The 14,643-nt window shown below is 69.8% G+C and carries 11 protein-coding genes, 1 tRNA gene and 1 pseudogene; 6 read left to right on the top strand and 7 right to left on the bottom strand.

All coding sequences use genetic code 11. From position 1 onward, the window contains the following. Window positions 1–2: 2 nt before the first annotated feature. Window positions 3–857 carry a zinc ABC transporter permease AztB gene (gene aztB, locus ACIOGX_RS00855; protein ID WP_401909019.1) on the bottom strand — a complete coding sequence of 285 codons (855 nt, stop codon included), beginning with the start codon at window positions 855–857 and terminating at the stop codon, window positions 3–5. A 15-nt stretch (window positions 858–872) separates the two neighbouring features. Between aztB and aztA the strand changes: the two genes are divergently transcribed. From aztA to ACIOGX_RS00840, 3 genes are read left to right on the top strand one after another with little or no spacing between them, the layout of a single operon-like run. Next, complete coding sequence (gene aztA, locus ACIOGX_RS00850; protein ID WP_401909016.1) at window positions 873–1,616, top strand: zinc ABC transporter ATP-binding protein AztA; 744 nt, start codon at window positions 873–875, stop codon at window positions 1,614–1,616. Between the two features lie 22 nt (window positions 1,617–1,638). Next, entirely contained in the window at window positions 1,639–1,902 is a 264-nt protein-coding gene (locus tag ACIOGX_RS00845) for a hypothetical protein (protein ID WP_401909014.1), read from the top strand. A gap of 46 nt (window positions 1,903–1,948) precedes the next feature. After that, complete coding sequence (locus tag ACIOGX_RS00840; protein ID WP_401909011.1) at window positions 1,949–2,401, top strand: IS5 family transposase; 453 nt, start codon at window positions 1,949–1,951, stop codon at window positions 2,399–2,401. A gap of 156 nt (window positions 2,402–2,557) precedes the next feature. Here ACIOGX_RS00840 and ACIOGX_RS00835 read toward each other — a convergent pair whose 3' ends face one another. Beyond that, on the bottom strand, window positions 2,558–4,798 hold the full coding sequence (locus tag ACIOGX_RS00835) for a hypothetical protein (protein ID WP_401909008.1): 2,241 nt from the start codon (window positions 4,796–4,798) through the stop codon (window positions 2,558–2,560). An 89-nt stretch (window positions 4,799–4,887) separates the two neighbouring features. After that, window positions 4,888–4,960, bottom strand: a tRNA-Gln gene (locus ACIOGX_RS00830). A 334-nt stretch (window positions 4,961–5,294) separates the two neighbouring features. Here ACIOGX_RS00830 and ACIOGX_RS00825 point away from each other — a divergent pair. Beyond that, window positions 5,295–5,834: an adenylyl-sulfate kinase gene (locus tag ACIOGX_RS00825; protein ID WP_401909005.1), complete on the top strand. Its 540-nt coding sequence runs from the start codon at window positions 5,295–5,297 to the stop codon at window positions 5,832–5,834. Between the two features lie 293 nt (window positions 5,835–6,127). On the opposite strand, the gene ACIOGX_RS00820 is transcribed toward ACIOGX_RS00825, so the two are convergent. After that, window positions 6,128–9,049: a SpoIIE family protein phosphatase gene (locus ACIOGX_RS00820; RefSeq protein ID WP_401909002.1), complete on the bottom strand. Its 2,922-nt coding sequence runs from the start codon at window positions 9,047–9,049 to the stop codon at window positions 6,128–6,130. 557 nt (window positions 9,050–9,606) lie between these two features. Continuing rightward, window positions 9,607–10,473, bottom strand: a complete 867-nt coding sequence (locus ACIOGX_RS00815; RefSeq protein ID WP_401908999.1) for a ketopantoate reductase family protein — start codon at window positions 10,471–10,473, stop codon at window positions 9,607–9,609. 62 nt (window positions 10,474–10,535) lie between these two features. Between ACIOGX_RS00815 and ACIOGX_RS00810 the strand changes: the two are divergent. Continuing rightward, window positions 10,536–11,116, top strand: a pseudogene (locus ACIOGX_RS00810) (TetR/AcrR family transcriptional regulator). A gap of 254 nt (window positions 11,117–11,370) precedes the next feature. On the opposite strand, the gene ACIOGX_RS00805 reads toward ACIOGX_RS00810, so the two are convergent. Then, window positions 11,371–11,730 carry a hypothetical protein gene (locus tag ACIOGX_RS00805; protein ID WP_401908997.1) on the bottom strand — a complete coding sequence of 120 codons (360 nt, stop codon included), beginning with the start codon at window positions 11,728–11,730 and terminating at the stop codon, window positions 11,371–11,373. A 681-nt stretch (window positions 11,731–12,411) separates the two neighbouring features. On the opposite strand from ACIOGX_RS00805, the gene ACIOGX_RS00800 reads away from it, so the two are divergent. Further along, complete coding sequence (locus tag ACIOGX_RS00800; protein ID WP_401908994.1) at window positions 12,412–13,386, top strand: glycoside hydrolase family 6 protein; 975 nt, start codon at window positions 12,412–12,414, stop codon at window positions 13,384–13,386. A gap of 280 nt (window positions 13,387–13,666) precedes the next feature. Here ACIOGX_RS00800 and ACIOGX_RS00795 read toward each other — a convergent pair whose 3' ends face one another. Continuing rightward, window positions 13,667–14,608, bottom strand: a complete 942-nt coding sequence (locus tag ACIOGX_RS00795; protein ID WP_356513274.1) for an ROK family protein — start codon at window positions 14,606–14,608, stop codon at window positions 13,667–13,669. Window positions 14,609–14,643: the final 35 nt, after the last annotated feature.

Below are 14,643 nucleotides of genomic sequence, written 5' to 3'. Positions count from 1 at the left end.
TTTCAGTTGACTTCAACGGCGGGAACGGGGGTGAGACGCGCATGGCGGTGACGCACACCGGACGCCACGTGGGAGAGGAAGAACAGGCTCACCGCGAGGGCCGAGACGGTCGCACCGGCGGCGGTGCCCAGGTGCCAGGACAGCAACAGGCCGCCGAACGTGGCGGCGACGCCGAGGAGTGCCGCGAGCGCCATGACCCCGCGGACACTCCGCGCCCACGGCAGGGCCGCTGCCGGCGGAGCGATGAGCAGGCCGAGGACAAGCAGCGTTCCGACGATGTGGAACGAGGCGACGATCGCGAGACCGAGCAGGCCGAGCAGCACGGCGTGGGCCAGGCGAGGGCGAAGCCCCAGGGTCTGCGCCTTGCGTGAGTCGAACGCCAGGGCCAGGAAGGCACGGTGCCCGAGGACCGACACCGCCAGTGCCGCGAACAACGCCACCGCGAGCAGGAAGAGGTCCCGCTGCCGGACGGCGAGGACATCACCGAACAGGAAGCCGGTCAGGTCCACCGCGAAGGACTGCGAGCGCGACACGATGATCACGCCGAGCGACAGCATGCCGACGAAGAGCAGCCCGATACCGGTGTCCTGCGACAACCTCGGCGTACGCCCGAGAACGGTGACACCCGCCGTCATGACGGCGGCGCTGGCCACCGCACCCACCAGCAGGTTCCCCCCGGACAGCGCGGCCAGGGCGACCCCCGGAAGCAGGCCGTGGGACATGGCGTCGCCGAGGAAGGCCATCCCTCTCAGGACAACCCAGGTGCCCGCCAGCGCACAGATCGCGGACACGAGCATCCCGCCCCACAGGGCTCGCTGCACGAAGGTCACCTCGAACGGGGCCGTCAACCATTCCATGGCCAGGACACTACAATGAAAATCATGTTCAAAAAACCAGACCCCTCACCCGCCGCTTCCCGGGAACGAACCCCGCACGTCCGTTTCACCGACTTGTGCGCCGGCTATCCAGGACGACCTGTACTGCGGCAACTCAGCGCGGCAGTACCGAAGTTGTCGAAGACTGCACTCGTCGGCCCGAACGGCAGCGGCAAGTCGACCCTGCTCGGCGTTCTCGCCGGTGTGATCCGTCCGACATCCGGCGAACTGCACCACGACGGAGAACGGCCACCCGCGTTCGTACCCCAGCGCGGAGCCGTAGGCGACACCCTGCCGCTCACCGTCCGGCAGACCGTGGAGATGGGGCGCTGGGGCGAACGCGGACCATTGCGTCGGCTGACCCGCCGGGACCACACGACCGTGGACGCCGCACTCGACCGGCTCGGCATCGGCGACCTCGCTTCACGCCAACTGGGAGAGCTGTCGGGCGGACAGCGCCAACGCGCCCTCGTCGCACAAGGGTTGGCACAGGAATCGGACCTGCTGCTTCTCGACGAACCGACCACGGGCCTGGACCCGGACGCGAGGGAGCGGATCGGGGCCCTGCTGACGGCGCTCGTCGCCGACGGCGTGACAGTCGTCCACGCCACACACGACCTGGAGGTCGCACGTGCGGCGGACTGCTGCCTCCTTCTCCAGGACGGCCGCCTCGCCGGACGAGGGCACCCCGACCAGGTGCTCACCACGTCGGCGCTGGCCCGAATCTGGCAACCACTCTGACACTGACACGTTCGGCCGAGAAGTGGTCGCGCATCTCAACGAGGACAATCTCTGCTTCCCGGTGTCCAATCTGGCCGAGTTGCACGCGATCAGCAGCTACTGCGGGCGGGCCCGTATCAAGATCTCCGGAGAGTTCACCACTGCCGAATTCATCAACGGGTGCCGTACCGAGCGCCTGACCCACCTTTGGGTTGCCACGGACATCGGCAAGTGCTGGAGATGGCTGCGCGAATTCCCCCAACCGCGCTTCTTCACCATCGAGACCCCGCTGCCCCCGTGGATGTGACCGCGCTAGGCCGTTTCGTTCGGATCATCTGATCGTTGGTCCGGGTGTGCCGTTGACCGACGTGCAGTGGGCGCGGATTGAGCCGTTGCTGCCGGAGCGGACGCCCCGGCGGGGTGGCCGGTGGCGGGATCATCGGGAGGTGATCGATGCGATCGCGTGGACGTTCCGGACCGGATCGCAGTGGGTGCACCTGCCGGAGAAGTACGGCAACTGGCGGGGGGTCTGCGACCGGTTGAGGATGTGGGCCGTCGACGGCACCTGGGAGCGGCTCTTCACCGCGCTGATGGCCCAGGCCGACGCCGATGAGGACCTGAACCGGGCGGTCTCGGTGGACTCCACGATCGTGCGCGCACATCAGCACGCAGCCGGGGCCCGTAAAAAAAGGGGCCCCGGCCGGCGAGCCGCACGATCATGCCATCGGCCGGTCCCGCGGCGGACTGAGCACGAAGGCCCACCTCGCGGCCGACGACCGATACCAGGCCCCTGGCCTTCGTGCTGACCGCCGGGCAGGCGGGCGACGCGCGCGCCTGCACCCACGTGATGGCCCGCCTGCGCGTTCCCCGACCACGGGGACGGCCCCGCACCCATCTACCTCGCCGGACTCCACCTCGCAGGCATCTTCATCTGGTCCGCCCGATGATCCAAACGACAGGCCCTAGGCCTGGAGCCAGTGGCGGCCGGCGTGTGACCAGCCGACGAGTCGGCGTGCGCCGCCGTGCGTCGGGGCGCCGTTGGAGTCGAGGGCGCCACCCTCGTGGACGAGGCGCACGCCGGCCAGAACGGGCGCGAGACGTGCACGAGCGTGGTCGGGATACCGCGCCGCGTCGTCGTCGAACTGCGCCAGGGCCGCGGTCTGTTCGTCCGGGGTGAGCATCGACAGGTAGAACAGGGCCTGGCGCCAGGCGTAGGCCATGTCCTTGATGGTCGTCAGTGGCCGTGGGTTGCCGTGGATCCGTGCGGCCAGGCGGCAGGTGGTGGCGAACGCGCCGCGGGCCGGCGCTGCCCAGCCGGACGGTGGAGTCACGCCGACCGGTCCAGCGAGCAGGGCGAGGTTGTGCGTGGTGAGGATCTGGGCCTGCTCGATCACCGCGCCCCCCTGGGCGACCGACAGCCACGTCGTCCCGTCGACGCCGGCGCGTTCGTGGCACAGCGCCGCGAACTGCGGGGCGCCGTGGCGTCCGCTGCCCCGCGAGGTGGGCTCGTCGATGCCAGCGACGGTCGCGTAGTCGATGCCGTAGTAGGCCGCGTACAGGGTGCCGTCGAGGAGTTCGGCCGCCGCTCGGGCGGCGCGGGGGAACTTGGGCGTGAAGGTGCCCATGAAGATGTCGGCCGCCAGCTCCTCCGTCCACGGCAGCATCAGCCCCGCGGTTCGGGCGAGCGTGGCGAGCTCGCTCACCAGCGGGTTGGGCAGGACGGTGCCGGGCCAGCCCTGGAGGGCGAGTTCACCGAGGCCGGCGAGGGTGCGTGCTGCCGTCGTGCGCACGGGGTCGGTGGTCTGGCGGTGCTGTTCGACGGCTCGCACCCAGGGCAGTTCCTCGAAGCGGACCTGGTGCTGGAGGTCGACCAGGAGCAGCGAGCGCCGGTTGCGGAATGCCCCGTAGGCGGCGGCCATCAAACGGCGCAGTTGGGGGTCGGGGTAGGCCGCGGCGCTCGCTGTTGCGACGAGCTGAGGTACGAGGGCGGCCAGCACCTCAGCGGACGGCACGACACCGGCCCCGATGAGGGTGGGGACGTCGGCGGCCAGCGCGCGGAGTACCAGGCGGGCGATGGGCTCGGGCACGTCGGCGCCGATGGGCAGCCCTGTGGCCTCGTGCTCGGCGGGGGCGACCGGAACCGTGAAGGCGCGGGCCTGTGGTGTGCCGGTGTCCGGCGGCAGGTCCGCGAGGCGCGCGGTGACCAGTTGGGCCATGGCGTGGTGCGTCGGGCGGGCGGCGTCCGCGGCCTGGCGGGCGCGCAGTGCGGCGTGCTCGGGCGTGCCGGGTGCCCCGCGGCGACGCACCATCGCATCGACAGCGTGCTGCACCATTCCGCGGCGCCGTGCGCCCAGGTCGCGTCCGCGGACCAGTTCCTCCAGCGCGGTCCGGAGGATGAACGCGTTCTCCTTCGGGCGGCGGTGCTTTCCGCAGGAGGTGTGCTCGGCGGCGAGTGTGCGGTAGCGCTCCAGCAGCGCGGCGGCCTGCTCCCTCCACGCCGACTCGGGGGTCCTGGCCAGGACGCGGCCGTGCCGTACGGTCTTCAGCCAGTGGTCCAGCAGTTCGTCGGCGAAGGGGTTCCAGACGGCCAGGGCCTCGTTCATGGCCTCGACATCGGTGCGGGGGCGCCGTTGCCCCAGCCGTCGGCGCACTTCTCCCACTGTCCAGCGGAAGACAATGCCGCTGTCGGACCCGGGCGGCGGGGCCGGAATTCGGCGCGGCAGGAATCGCAGGCGCTCGGCGAACGGTTCCAGGACGTCGAGGAGTTCCAGCGCGGTCGCGGTCTCCCCGTGGTCGGCGAGCCAGGCAACGGTCAGCAGCGCTGCCTCTTCGGGCAGTTCGACAGCGTAGGCGCCCGATGCCAGCAGGTCCGTCAGCTCGGTGAGACCCGTCGTCGTCAGGGCGTGCGCGAACAGGGCGCGGCGCTCGGCCGGCAGTCCGGCGCGGTGTGCGGCGTGGGTTTCGTACGGAAGCAGCGGCCCGCCCGCGGCCGGTGTGCCGGTGGCGAAGCCGCCGCGGACCACCTGCGGGGTGGCCCAAGCAGGCAGTCCGGCCACAGGAGTGCGTGATCCCACAGCCAGCGTGCCGTCGGCCATGCCGGCCAGGACCCTGCGCCAGCGGTCCACACGGTCCTCGGCGCGGGCGCGCACCTGTCGGTCGTGGTGGGTCACAGCCGTGGTGAAGGCCTTGGCCAACTGGCCCATCGGGTAAGCGCGGTGAACTTCCGCGGGTCCCCGACCGGGTGTGATCGCGTCGTGGCCGTCGTTGCGGCCGGAGTCGTTCCTGTCCATAGCCAGCGTGGCGGGCTCTGCCCCCGCGCCCTCCGGGTCCAGAGCCCGGTGCTCTTCTGACTGAGCTACACGCCGATGTGCCCGCTCAGGCTACCGGCCCGGCACCATGCCTGGCCAGCGGTTTATCCGCGACCAACGCCAAGGGACGGCCCAGCCGCCACAACCCGGCCCGACCAGCGCCGCATCACACCGGCCGTTCGTATCCGTGCGCGTCCCAGAATCCACGAACCTGAGCGCTTCGCTACCGGACTTGCCGGCCCTCTCAAGGACGGGATCGGGTGGCGGAGCCGCGGTCGGTCTCGCTCAAACGCCCTGAGAGCTCATCTCGTCTGGGGTAGCCGCTCCTTGTCGGTGGCCACCGACAAGAATGCGCATCCGGGTGCCGTTCACCTCGACGTACGATGCCGGGATGCACACGGACAGCCCCCGGGGCGGTCGGGCCCTCCTGATCAACGGCACCGTCGGTGTGGGAAAAACCACCGTTGCCAACGCAGTCGGTGACCTTCTCGCTGAGGCCGGAATCCCTCATGCCGTGCTCGACCTTGACCGGCTGAGGCAGTCGTGGCCCACTCCTCCCGGTGATCGTTTCAACTTCGGCATGCTGTTGCGGAACCTGCGGAGCATCGCCGGCAACTACCTCGATGCGGGAGCGACGCGCCTCGTACTCGCCGGTGTGATCGAGCAACACGATGAGCGGAAGCGACTGTCCGACGCTGTAGGCGTTGATCTCACGGTGTGCCGGCTGCGGGCTGACCTGTCAGTCATCCACAAACGTCTGGTCCACCGCCACGACGGCGAGCCCGAAACACTGCGATGGCACCTGGACCGGTCCGCTGAACTGGACGCGATCCTCAGCCGGGTCGCAGTCGACGACTTCACCATCGATACCACCACACGCTCCGTCCCTGACGTCGCCGCATCCGTGATCAGCGCAGCCGACTGGCAGTGACCACCGGACTGCTGGACCGTTCCATCAGATGATCCCCTTCCCTGAGCGGGACGCTGCTTCTCGCTTTCTCGCTGCCCTGGTGATGGCGGGGGCAGCTCTGTCCGCGGCGGGCACCGCTCACGCGGATCGCGCTCGGCCGGTGCCGGGCCGGCGGCGATCACCCTGACGCGGCGCAGCAGGAACTCACGCGGCCGGAAGATCTCGTCGGCGGTCCCGGTCGACGCCCGTGGTACGTCGCGCTGTTGACCCCTCCGCCGGGAGGGTGTGCGGGGCTGCCGTCGTGACGGCCCGGGTCAGGGAAGCGGTTGTTCGGTCCAGATGCACTTCCCCGTGGTGGTGTAGCGGCTACCCCAACGCTGGGAGAAGGCCGCGACCAACTGCAGCCCGCGCCCGCCTTCGTCGGTGTCCGAGGCATGGCGGATACGCGGCGTGGTCGCACTGGCGTCGGAGACCTCGCAGATCAGCACCTCACTGCGCAGCAGACGCAGTCCGATGGGGGTCTTGCCGTGCCGGACGGCGTTCCCGACCAGCTCGCTGACCAGCAGCTCTGTGGTCGTCGCGAGTGGGCTGAGACCCCAGAGGAGCAGCTGCTTCTGGACGTGATCGCGCGCCTCGCCCGCAGCGATGGGCCCGTCGGGGAGCGACCAGGCGACCACGTCGCCGGGAGCCGCCGCGCGGGTACGGGCGATGAGCAGCGCGGCGTCGTCGGTGAGCGGCTCTTTTGCCAGCAGTGAGGCCAGTACGTCGTCGCACACGCGCTCCAGTGACGCGCTCTCGCCTTCCGCCGCGCCGCGCCGGGCGGTCGCACCGTGGCCGCGTCCGGGGTTCGAGGCCGCGGTGCGCAACGCGCTCGCCAGGTGAGCCATGCCGCGGTCGAGGTCCTGGGCGGCGGATTCGACCAACCCGTCCGTGTACAGGACCAGTAGGCTGCCCTCAGGGACGGGGACATCGATGGCCTCGAACGGCAAACGCGCGGAGCCGAGCGGCGGGCCGGGAACCAGGTCGATGAACCGCGCGGTGCCTCCCGGGTGCACCAACGCCGGCGGGGGATGCCCAGCGCAAGCGATGGTGCAGATGGAGAGGACCGGGTCGTACACGGCGTACAGGCATGTGGCGTAGAAGTCGTCTCCCATGCCGCTCACCAGGTCATTCAGGCGGGTGAGGAGCTCGGCGGGCGGGTACTCCAGATCGGCGAGCGTGCGCACGGCGGTGCGCAGCTGCCCCATGGTGGCGGCCTCGGGCAAACCATGCCCCATCACATCGCCGATGACCAGCGCCACCCGGGTCCCGGACAAGGGAATGACGTCGTACCAGTCACCACCGACGTTTGTGCCTTCGGCGGCCGGCAGGTAGCGCGCGACGGCGCTGACGGCTCGGGTCGATGGCAGTGCGTGCGGCAGCAGTCCCCGTTGCAGTTCCTGTGCCTGGGTATGTTCGGTGTCGTAAAGGCGGGCGCGCTCGATGGACTGCGCGATAAGCCCGCTGAGCGCGGTGAGGAGAGCGAGTTCCTCGCCCAGCAGGTGGCGTGACTCGGCGAAGGAGATGACGCAGCATCCGATGGCGCGGCCGGAGACAATCAGCGGCAGGAAAGCCCAGGCGCGCTTGTCCCCTGCACCCGGAAGCGCGGCCATCTTGGGGTAGCGCGCGATGTATTCCTCGACCGAGTCGATGACGACCGGCGTCCTGCTGTGAAAAACCTCGTCAACCGGTGAGATGTCTTCGACGGGGGTACCGTCGAGGCGCTTGAGGAAGGCCTGCGGGTATCCAACGGCCCCTGCGACTCGTATGGTCTCCCCCTCGATGAACTGGACGACGAGGCCCGTGGCGTTGAAGGGCGGCAGAATCCGTTCGGCGGCGGCGTTCACGACGTCTCGCACCGTCAGAGCCTCGGCGAGTGCGCTGGTCAGCTCGGTGATCCGGACGCTGCGCTCGGCGGCGGCGTGCTCGGCGGCGGCGCGATCCGCCTCCCGCGCCCGTTTCTCGGTTACGTCGGTGGCATAGACCGTCAGCCCGTCCGGCACCGGGACAAGCCGCATGTGGTACAGGCGCTGGTTGGCGGGCCATTGCACATCGAACTCGACGGGTGTGCCTCTTTCGGCGGCATGCCGGTAGCGCGATTCCAGACCGAGTGCCGCGGCGTCGACACCTATGCCCGTCAATGCCTCCCACAGAGTCCGGCCGAGCACCGCGTTCGAGGTTCCGAACAGCCGTTCCGCCTCCACATTCACAAAGGTGATGTGCCACTCACTGTCGACCGCGAAGAACGCGTCGCTCATATGCCGCAGAGCGCGGCCGACCCAGTCCCGGGTGATGCGGCTTTCGGTGATATCCCACACCGTGCCCACCATGCGTTCGGGTTCTCCGTCCTTGCCGGGCATAACCCGGGCCCGCGCGCTGATCCAGACCACAGTCCCGTCCGGTCGGCAGACCCGGTACTCCAGGCTCAATACCCTGCGGTTACGGATCGCCTGCTCGACCTCGACCAGAACCCACGGCAGATCATCGCGGTGGACCAAACTGGTCCAGGTCTCGAAGCGTGGCTTGCGGGGCGCCGGGTCCATTCCGAGGATCGCGCCGGTTCGCTCGTCCCAGACCTGCTCCCCGGTGGCCAGGTCCCACTCCCAGGAACCCACCCTGACGGCCTCCATCGCCTGCCGTAGCGGCGTGGCGGGCGGACGCTCCCACAGCCCACCGGACTCGACCTGCCCCAACGTCGCCGATTGCGCCCGCAGGCGTACGGCCACCCAGGCGGCGAGCGCTTCCACCGCGGCCACCTGCCGCCGCGAAGGTTCCTCGCCGGCGACAGTCAACACGGAGAGCGCGCCCGCCACTCCGCCCGGCGTGAGAAGCGGAACTGCCAGCAGACCGTAGCCACACTGGAGCGCCCGAACCCTTGCCTGCGGTGCCGCGTCCTCGCCCGACACCCAGATCCGCACCCCGCCGTCCACCGCACGGGCCGGGGCCGTGGGCCCGCTCTCCTCGATTTCTTCCCAATCGCGGAGGGCGGTTCGTGCCAGCCCGTTCACGGCCATGAGGAGCAGTCCCCGACCGCCGGGACCGCGAAGATGCACCATGCCGCCCAGCCCACCGGCCACCGTCACCGCATGGTCGAGCGCGTAGCCCACGAGATCCATACCCCGTAGCTCTTCACCTGCGTCGGCAATCATGCGAAACCGCGCGTCACCGGTCTCGTCCGCCGGATTCCGCTCGGCCATGTGCACCTCCTGGCCGCGAGAGCCGGGCAAGCCAAAGCGCGACGGAAGCCTTATCGGCCCGGATGAATGAATATATCAACTACGAAGATCCCCTCCTTGATCGAGGGCAACGGGTGATAACCCTTTTCTCCCGGATGGCCGCGCTTCAATTCGACCTCGATGAAAGGGAGGGCGTAAACTCGGGCGCCCCATAGAAATCCCGGACGATAGTCCAGATTTCCGCTTTCAGTCGCCCGAGGATGCTCCCGGCCGGGCGCTATCGTGACAGGAGCCCGTTCCGCCCTTGCTCCGCCGCACTTTCTCACTTTGTTACTGTATTCTACTGCGGTATTTATTCGCGGGCCCGCCACCGTAGGCCGAAGCCGCCCTCACCCACCGTGCCCGCACCCTGGAATCCTCGCACCCTGGACCGGGACGATCCCCCGAGCGCCCACGCGACGTGGTCCGCATGGCCCGCTACACCTTCCCGGCTCCGGCCCTCGGTTCACACCGTCAACGGCGACGCCTGGGACCTGTACGGCCACCACGAACCCCAGGCCCGCAGCCGCACGCAGTGGCTACGCAGCACAGGCACGCATCTGTTCGGCCAGCCGTTCGAGTTCGGCCGCCTCCGCGGGCGAGGCGTTGCTGAGGCCGCTATGTGTGGCCGTCGGGCTCTTCAGGAAGCGCCGGAGCAGGGCCACGAGCAGTCCTTCCGGCAGAGTCCTCAGCGCGGCGAATCCGCGAGGGACGGGTGGCGTCGGCATGGCGGCCAGGTTCTTCCGCATGAGGTGGAGCATGCCGCGGACCGCGTCAGGATCGTCGGCCAGCGACACCGGGCCGCCCGCCGCGTACACCGCTTGCCCGAGTGGCACCGCGAACGCGGCGTGCGTCTTGAGCCAGGCATCCATCCGCGGCTCGGGCTTGGCGTTGATCCCGGCGGTGCGGAACGCCTCCACGATCCGTTCCAGTCGCGGGGTGGTACGGCCGTCGGGCTCGCCGATCGGCATCGCGACCCGGCGGGTGATGAGATTGCTCTTGCGGTAGCGGACCACGTCGCCGTCCATCGTGCCGCCGGCCGCGGGGAAGCCGAGCAGTACCCGCTCGTGGCCGATCACCGTGCCCAGCGGCCGCGCACCAGCCGCCCAGCCGTGCAGGAACAGCACGTCGCCCTCGACGCCGGCGAGTGACTCCAGCACCGCGTCCACCTGATGGGTGCGGACGAGGACGGCGATCAGGTCGTACCGGTCGGCCGGGTGCTCGACCACCGGTACCGGCACCCGCCTGACGGCCGGGCTGTCTTCCTCGGCGAGCAGCACGCCGTTCCGGCGCAGGTCGGCCAGGCGCTGGCCCCGGGCGAGGAGCGAGACGTCGTGCCCGGCCTCATGCAGGCGGACGGAGAACTGGCTGCCGATGACCCCGGCGCCGTACACGAGCACTTTCATGGCAACCCTGCCTACTTCATTCATACGTTCGTTTGATTCAAACGAACGTATCGTACGCACATATGGCCCGATCCGACACCCCCACCCAGATCCTCGACGCGGCCGAGCACCTCTTCGCCGAGCGCGGCTACCGCAGCACCTCGGTCCGCGCGATCACAGACCTCGCCGGAGCGAACCCGGCCGGCGTCGGATACCGCGAAGCGTTCGCGGGGCCGTTGTTCGACGAAATGCCGGGCGGCGACGAGGGTGGCGCCCGGACGTCGCGGCTGATCGTGACGATCGTCAGCGACCCCGGCCGAGGAGATGCGCGACTGGACTGGTCCGGCCGAGGACACGGTCCGCGATCGCTACCTGGCGGCCTTCGCGCGCACTGCCCGGCCTTTCCCTGGAGGAACTGTGGTTCCGGATGCGGGGGATCCTGGCCGTGACGGCCGTGGATCGTGCCGAGGTCTGCAACGGATACCCGTCTACAACCGATACCCCCGGCGTGCCTGTCCTCGGTAGCGTGCGCCGAACACGAAAGCCGCTATCCCCACACGAGAATGTGCCCCATGCTGGAGGTGTCATATTCCATTCCGGCAGGAATGGAGGTGGCAACGTTCATTCCCGCAGGAACGGTGGGGTTCATGCCTTGAATGGATAGTATGCGACTACGCCGAATGCCAAAATAATACGCACGGCGACGCAAACGGGATTGTCCCAATTCCCCGCAACGGGGCCCACGAGACCAAGTGGCAAAACCGCCCCGAGAGACACGGTCACCGGAACAATGCGAGCACACGTAAACCGTGAGATTTCTCTTCCCCGTTCAGCGAGTGAGTCCGAGTCGCAGGGCCGCTGGGCCGCCCGGCATCCGCGGGCGGCCCTTCACTCGTGACGTCAGCGTGTCTGTGGGAGTCACATCAAGGGGGTCAGCCAGCCTTCGAGCACGGCCTCCCGGTCCCGGGAATGCAGGACCCCGGCCGGTCTGCTCTCTCCCCACCACTGGGTCAGCAGGGAAGGCGAGGCGCTGCCCCGCACGAAGTGGGAGAGCAGCCCGAGCGAGAGATCGACCTCCCGCTGGGTGTACGCGGTGGCGGCGGCGGAGAAGACTGGTGTCTCGACACGCTCGTCCTGGGCGTGCACCACCGCGGTCATCATCGACGGACCTCCTGGCCCCCAGGCGTTCAGGGCCGCGGCAACAAGGGTCGTCACCCGCGTCGCCCACCGTACGGCCGCCGAACGGACCGGAACATCCAGCACCTGAAGATCCGTCACATCCTTCCAGCACCAAATCTGTTCGCCGATTGCAACTCCGGTTGGGGAAAGGAACACGCCAGGATCCTCCTCGACTGGCGGCGCGCCCAGGCACACCTTGTCCTGCTCTATCCAGAACAGGCCGACCATGCTTCCCGGACGCTCGGGGCCGCCGTCGTGAGGGGAGGGGGTTACCAATTCCAGCTCCGTTCCTCGATCACAGACATGGAAGCCTTCGTCCGCCGGGCGGCGGAACTCCCACTTTCGCCGTACCGCGTCAGGCCGACCGGACACCCGCGGATCGCCGACCGAGGGCCGCCACAACGCTGGTGGCCTCGTTCTTCGCCGACATGCGCCCGATCATGCCAGGACGGATCCCAGCACGGGGAACCTTCCGGCCACGCAGGGATGTGCCGCGCCGCACCGGCCACGTCGGGGGAGTGTCGACCACCCCAACTTCCGGTGCTGAGACGTCTCTGCGCCGTCGGCCCGACCCACACACGCGTCACCATCTGGCCGAAACGGGCCCCCTCGCCGAACTCATTGACAGCGAACTGCCCTCCTGTCACTGTCTCGTCTGACAGCGGCAGTTCCCGGAGAGAGCCCCGAGGACGCCGCCGCTCGATCCTCCCCCCCCACCCGCGTCTCCCTCGCAGCTGAGTCACCGCCGATGTGGGAGCGCTCCCAGAGAGGGTTGCACTCATGAGAAAGATGATGCGCACGCTCGTCACGTCGGCAGTCGCGTGCCTGCTTCTGCCCCTCGGCACCGGGCAGGCCGACGCCGGCGCCCTGGCCGATCCGATCGGCATGACCAGCGGGTTCTACGCGGATCCGAACTCGACTCCGGCCGCATGGGTCGCGTCGAACCCCGGCGACGGACGGGCATCGGCGATCCGGGACAACATCGCCTCGCGCCCCATGGCCCGGTGGTTCGGTTCCTGGAGCGGTGACATCGGGGCCGCGGTGGGCTCCTACGTGGGAGCCGCGGACGCCGCCGACAAGCTTCCCGTCCTGATCGCCTACAACATCCCCGGCCGCGATGCCTGTGGCGGCCACTCCGGCGGCGGGGCGGGTTCTCCGGCGGCGTACCGCACCTGGATCTCCGCCTTCGCCTCGGCCATCGGCGGGCGACCGGCGCTGGTGGTGATCGAGCCCGACTCCCTCGGTGATTACAGCTGTCTGACGCAGCAGCAGATCGATGAGCGCAACGGCATGCTCAAAGACGCCCTGGGGCAGTTCTCCGCGCACGCGCCCAACACGTGGACGTACCTGGATGCCGGAAACCCCGCCTGGATCGACGCGGCCACCATGGCCCGGCATCTCGACGGCGCCGGGGCCCGACAGGCGCACGGCTTCTCGTCGAACGTCTCGAACTACTACGGGACCAGCCGGAACATCGGCTACGGCAACGCCATCAACTCGGCGCTGTCGGCGTCCTACGGCTACACGAAGCCTTTCGTCATCGACACCAGCCGCAACGGCAACGATTCCAACGGCGAGTGGTGCAACCCCGCCGGGCGGAGGATCGGGGCCGTCAGCCAGACGGGCGGCGGAGCCGAGATGCTGCTGTGGCTGAAGACCCCCGGCGAGTCCGACGGCAACTGCGGAGTCGGCGCCGGCTCCGTGGCCGGTCAGTTCCTCCCGGAAGTCGCGTACAAGATGATCTACGGATACTGAGCCCGCCCGATGCGTCACTGTGGGCTGCTTCCTCCCGGTCGCAGCCCACAGCCACAGCCCGCAGTCAGCGGTGAGGGTGACGGTGCCGTTCTGGCGGTGGACGCCTCCCACCGCCAGGGCCTTGTCGGCGGTGACCGGAGTGCTGGTCAGGGTGACCGCGGGAGATCGGCGACCCGCGCCTTCAGTGGCGTGGCCGGCTCGGCGGGCACCTCCGCCCGGCGTCCCCGGGGCCGGGTCACTTCTCTACGCCCGCGGCGCCCCCGGGGTCCGGCTCGCTTCCCTACGCCCTCGCCCTCACCTCCGTACCCAGTTCGCGTCGGGCGCGGGCCGCGGCGCCGACCGCGACGGCGTCGGAGGCCAGGGCGGCCCGGACCAGGCGGACGGGGTGGCCGCTGACCGGCGGGTCGACGGCGAGAGCGGACAGGATGGCGGGCTCCAGCAGGGGCCAGGCGCGGCTGACGCCGCCGCCGACGACCACCGTGGTGATGTCGACGACGCCCGCCGTGATGACGATCGCGTGGGCGATGCCCGCTCCCGCGGCGCGGTACACCGCGAGCGCGTCCTCGTCGCCCTGGGCGGCGGCCTCGGCGACTTCACGGGCGGTGAGACGGCGGCCGGTGCGGTCGGCGTAACGAGCCCCGATGGAGCGGCCGGAGGCCAATGTCTCCAAGTGGCCCCGGCCGCCGCAGGAGCAGGGCAGGTCACCGAAGCCGGGGATGTGCCCGATCTCGCCGGCCGCGCCGTGCGGACCCACGAACAGCGCGCCGTTGGTCCACAGAGCGCCGCCGACGCCGGTCCCCAGGGTCATGCCGAGGACGTCGGCCTCGCCACGCACCGCTCCGGCATAGACCTCCCCGTAGAGGAAGGCGTTGACGTCGTTGTCCAGGAAGGCCGGGACGCCCAGGGCCTCCTCGACGGCGGCGGTGACGGCGAAGCCGGCCCAGCCGTGGAAGGAGTCGCTCGCGACCAGGATGCGGCCGTTCGCGGAGTCCACCACCCCGGCGGCGCCGATCCCCGCGCCCACCAGGCGGCCCGGGGTGCGGGCCAGCAGCGGGGCGAGTGTGTCGAGCGCGGCGCCGACCATGGCCCGGCCGCCCTCGAGCGCCGGGGTGGCGGCCTCCGCGCTGTCGAGGACGGTCAGGTCGTCCGAGCAGACCACCACCTGGGTGGTGGTGCCGCCGATGTCGATGCCGGCGATCAGCGGCCGGAGGGTGGTGGGCATGGCCGGGTCCTGCGGGGTGTGGGGGGAGAGAAGTG

This window comes from Streptomyces sp. NPDC088147 (assembly GCF_044741565.1).
GTDB lineage: Bacteria > Actinomycetota > Actinomycetes > Streptomycetales > Streptomycetaceae > Streptomyces.
The sequence above is the reverse complement of the archived record's forward strand: the minus strand, read 5'-3'. Positions and strand labels throughout refer to the sequence as shown.